This window comes from Streptomyces sp. NPDC059851 (assembly GCF_042732005.1).
In the GTDB taxonomy this organism is placed as follows: Bacteria; Actinomycetota; Actinomycetes; order Streptomycetales; family Streptomycetaceae; genus Streptomyces.
Genome location: NZ_JBHWJJ010000267.1, coordinates 1 through 3844 on the forward strand (window position 1 = coordinate 1; position 3844 = coordinate 3844).

Sequence of the window (3844 nt, forward strand, 5' to 3'; positions counted from 1 at the left end):
CGGCCGCTCACCATGTCTCCCAGCCCCCGCCGCTGCGCCCGGGGCGCGCCGCGGGGGGGGGCCGGCCGGTCAGCGGGCCGGGGAGGCCTCGGTGTCCTGGGGCTGGGACGGGGGCCGGCCGGGGCCGCCGCCGGGGGGACCCTGGGGGACGAAGTCCTTGGCGCGGATGAGGGCGAAGGCCAGGACGCCGCCCACCAGCGCCACGATGCCGCTCACGAGCAGCAGGTCGTTCAGGGAGGCGGCGAAGCCGGCGTGGGCCGCGCCCTCCACCTGGGCGCGGAGATCCGCGGGGACCGAGGCGATCGCCTGCTCGGGCGAGCCCGTGCGGATGGCCTCCGCGATCCGGTCGGTGCTTCCCTCCAGCGCGGGCACGCCCGACAGCCGCTCCCGCAGGGAGTCGTGCAGGGAAGCGGTGAAGATCGAGCCGTACAGGGCGATGCCGACGGCGATGCCGACCTGGCGGAAGGTCTGGTTCACCCCGGAGGCCATGCCGGCGCGCCACACCTGGACGACACCGACCGCCGTCGAGGCCAGCGGCGGGTTGACCATGCCGGCTCCGATGCCCGTGACGATGAAGCCGGGGATGAGGTGGGTCCAGCCCGACTCGGCGGTCACGCCGCGCATGAGCAGCAGGCCGATGCCCACCACGACCAGGCCGGGGCCGATCAGCCACTTGGTCGGGACGCGGCTCATCACGCGGCCCGTCACCATGGCCGCGACGAGGGTGCAGCCGGAGCTGACCAGGAGGCGGATGCCGGTGCCCATCGCGCTGAAGCCGAGGCCGTTCTGGAGGTAGAGCACGATGTAGATGAACATCGCGAACAGCGAGGCGTTCATCGAGAACGCCGCGATCGACCCGCCCAGGAACGTCGGGGTCTTCAGCAGGGACAGGTCGAACATCGGCTCCGGGACCCGCGATTCGATCACCACGAACGCCACGAGGAACACCGCCGCCAGGCCGAAGCAGATCAGTACGCCCTGCTCGTCCCATGCCGTGTCGCTCGCCCGGATCAGCGCGTACACCAGGCTGAACAGGCCCACGGTGAGCGGTACGATGCCCAGCCAGTCGACCCGGGAGGCCCGCGGCGGCCGGGACTCGTCCACCAGGCGCAGGGTGATGACGATCGCGGCGATGCCGATCGGCAGGTTCACCAGGAAGATGCCGCGCCAGCTGATCCCGCTGGTGATCACACCGCCGAGCACCGGGCCGAGCGCGGTCGCGACACCGGCCACCGCCCCCCAGATGCCGAAGGCGGCACCCCGCTCCCTGCCCTGGAAGGCGCCGGCGAGCAGGGCCAGCGAGGTGGCGAAGAGGACCGCACCGCCGACTCCCTGCACCGCGCGGGACAGGACGAGCGTCACCTGGTCCTGTGCGATGCCGCAGAGCAGCGATCCGGCCGTGAAGACCGCCAGGCCGATGAGGAACAGCCGCCGCCTGCCGTACAGGTCGGCGAGGGACCCGGAGGTGAGTAGGAGCGCCGCCAGGCTCAACGCGTAGGCGTCCGTGGTCCATTGCAGACCGCTGAAGCTCGCGTGCAGCGACTGCTGGATGTCCGGCAGTGCGACCGCGACGATCGTGACGTCGAGCAGCAGCATGAACGTGGCGGCGCACACCACGATCAGCGTCCACCATTGGCGTTTCATTGTTCGGAGCCCTCCTCGGCTCGTAACTCGCTTGTTTCCACACGTAGTTCAATGAATCGGCGCATGCTAGCATGCTAGCATGCGTGCAGAAGTCAAACAGTTCAACGTCTACTTGCCGGTGGATCTGATCCGGCAGATAAAGCACCATGCCATTGAGAACGAGCAATCGCTCTCGGCTCTGGTAGCCGAGGCGTTGCGCACGTATCTCGCCGACCGCGACCAGGAACCACCGAAGGGAAAGCAGGCATGACCACCGAAGGCATCGAGGGCGTCTACCTCGAAACCCACAACTGGGGCAAGGCGGCCAAGTTCCTCCAGGCGCTGGGCTTCAACGTCGAATTCTCGACGGAGGACGGGTCGGGCATGCTCCGCAACGGCGACGGCGCCTACGTGCTGCTCGCCGAAATCCCGGCGGACCAGAAGCCCGAGGCGCAGGTCGTGCTCCGGGTCGCCGACGCCGCCGGGTTCGGCGCCGACCCGGCCCTCGACGTGGTCCAGCCGTTCGAGGACACCCACTACGGGACGCAGGAGATGAAGGTCCGCGACCCCGACGGCCGCATCTGGAGCCTCCAGGCGCCGAAGAAGTGACGCCGTAGCAGCGGTGAACCGCCGCGGCGGCGTGTGCTGCCGCGGCGTTGCCGATGGTCCTCCGGTGGCCCCGGTCGGTCGCTCGACGAAGGCTGACCTCATGCTCCCCATGCTCAGTCCCCCCGGCGTGCGGGTCGGCAAGGTGACGGATGATCCGTCAACTCCACCGGATATCCATGCCGACCTGACACATGTGCGCCGCATTTCTGTGGCCGGTTCGCAGCGGCTCCCCATGATTTCGGCTGATTAAGCCCATCGGCCGAACGGAGAACCCCTACCCTCCGCTGTTCGGAGTGCGGGCCGACACGGGCAGGCCACGTCACGGGAGATTGTGCATGTCCGATCAGAAGAACACGGCGGAATTGGTCGTCATCGGCAGTGGGGTGATCGCGGCGTCCGTCGCCTACCACTGCGCGGAAGCGGGTGTCGACGTCGTTCTGCTGGAGCGGGACCAGGCCGGTGCCACCGCGACACAGACCGCCGGCGCATTTCGTACGTACTTCCCCGGACGGGTCTACGACTCGGAACTGGTGGTGCGGAGCCTGGCCGATTTCCGTTCGTTCGGCACCACCTTGGGAGCCGATCTCGAAGTGTCCGAGACCGGAATGCTCGTGGTGGCGACGACCCCGGAGCAGGCGGCCGAACTGGAAGCGGAGCTGCCCGCACAGCGCGAAGCCGGTGTGCAGCTGGAGCAGTTGTCCGTCGACCGGGCCGTCGAGCGGAACCCCTGGCTCGATCCGGAGGGTGTCGAGTTCGCGATCTGGTGCCCCCAGATGATCCGGCTCCGGGCGGACGAGGTGCTCCGCGGCTACCTGGAGGGCGCGCGGAAGCACGGCGCGCGCGTGGTCACCGGGGTCACCGTGACCGGGTTGGACGCATCCACCGGCCACGTCGCCACCTCGGCCGGCGGCTTCACCGCCGGAGCCGTCGTCATCGCGGACGCCCAGGGCAGCGGGGAGGTCGCCGAGCTGGCCGGCCTGAAGCTGCCGGTGTGGGGCCAGTTCGCCGAGCTGTTCCGCACCGACCCCGTTGGCGAGGACGACATCACGTCACCGTTCACGTTCCACCCCGGCGCCGGGCTGAAGACGATGGGGATGGGCAGGTCCTTCCTGGTCGGGCTGGAGCGCTTCTCCACGGAGCCGGGCATGCGGGAGGTCTGGCTGCAGGAGGCCACCGACGAGGTGGCGCGCTGGTACCCGCGGCTGCGCGGCGTCACACTGCACAGCGCATGGACCGGAACCCTCGACGTCACACCGTCGAGGTCGGGGATCATCGGGCGGGGGGACGGCGCGCACGAACGCATCCTCTTCGCCACCGGGTTCACCGGCCACGAGCTCAGCCAGGCGCCCGCCACCGGCAAGATCGTTCGGGATCTGTACCTCGGCCGGCACCCCGGCGTCGACATCACGCCCTTCTCGCTGGCCGCCAACGGGATCTGACCGCACGAACCCCGGGCCGACCGCCTCCACGGCGCCTCCGCCCCCGCCCCTCGGCAGAAGGGCGGGGGCGCCGCCATTGACGCAGGGCCGCTCACTGTTCACAGTGAGCGGCCCGGCGGCGGTGTCCCGCCCATCGTCCTGTGTCTAATACACAAAAACGACCCCACGACAAC

At 69.7% G+C, this 3844-nt stretch carries 4 protein-coding genes; 3 read left to right on the forward strand and 1 reads right to left on the reverse strand.

Annotated elements, in window-relative coordinates; genetic code table 11:
* Positions 1 to 69: 69 nt before the first annotated feature.
* Complete coding sequence (locus ACFV7Q_RS38505) at positions 70 to 1644, reverse strand: MFS transporter (RefSeq protein ID WP_385435612.1); 1575 nt, start codon at positions 1642 to 1644, stop codon at positions 70 to 72.
* Positions 1645 to 1723: 79 nt separating this feature from the next.
* Here ACFV7Q_RS38505 and ACFV7Q_RS38510 point away from each other — a divergent pair, with 79 nt between their 5' ends.
* The 3 genes from ACFV7Q_RS38510 (at position 1724) to ACFV7Q_RS38520 (ending at position 3671) form a co-directional block, all read left to right on the forward strand.
* Complete coding sequence (locus tag ACFV7Q_RS38510) at positions 1724 to 1894, forward strand: ribbon-helix-helix protein, CopG family (protein ID WP_385435613.1); 171 nt, start codon at positions 1724 to 1726, stop codon at positions 1892 to 1894.
* Positions 1891 to 2232: a VOC family protein gene (locus ACFV7Q_RS38515; protein ID WP_385435614.1), complete on the forward strand. Its 342-nt coding sequence runs from the start codon at positions 1891 to 1893 to the stop codon at positions 2230 to 2232. The genes ACFV7Q_RS38510 and ACFV7Q_RS38515 overlap by 4 nt, the downstream gene beginning before the upstream one ends.
* A 335-nt stretch (positions 2233 to 2567) precedes the next feature.
* Positions 2568 to 3671, forward strand: coding sequence for an NAD(P)/FAD-dependent oxidoreductase (locus ACFV7Q_RS38520; RefSeq protein ID WP_385435615.1), 1104 nt, complete (start codon positions 2568 to 2570; stop codon positions 3669 to 3671).
* Positions 3672 to 3844: the final 173 nt, after the last annotated feature.

Coding starts and splice junctions, on each gene's coding strand:
- ACFV7Q_RS38515 (WP_385435614.1), top strand. CDS start 1,891: ATGACCACCGAAGGCATCGAGGGCGTCTACCTCGAAACCCACAACTGG.
- ACFV7Q_RS38520 (WP_385435615.1), top strand. CDS start 2,568: ATGTCCGATCAGAAGAACACGGCGGAATTGGTCGTCATCGGCAGTGGG.
- ACFV7Q_RS38505 (WP_385435612.1), bottom strand. CDS start 1,644: ATGAAACGCCAATGGTGGACGCTGATCGTGGTGTGCGCCGCCACGTTC.
- ACFV7Q_RS38510 (WP_385435613.1), top strand. CDS start 1,724: ATGCGTGCAGAAGTCAAACAGTTCAACGTCTACTTGCCGGTGGATCTG.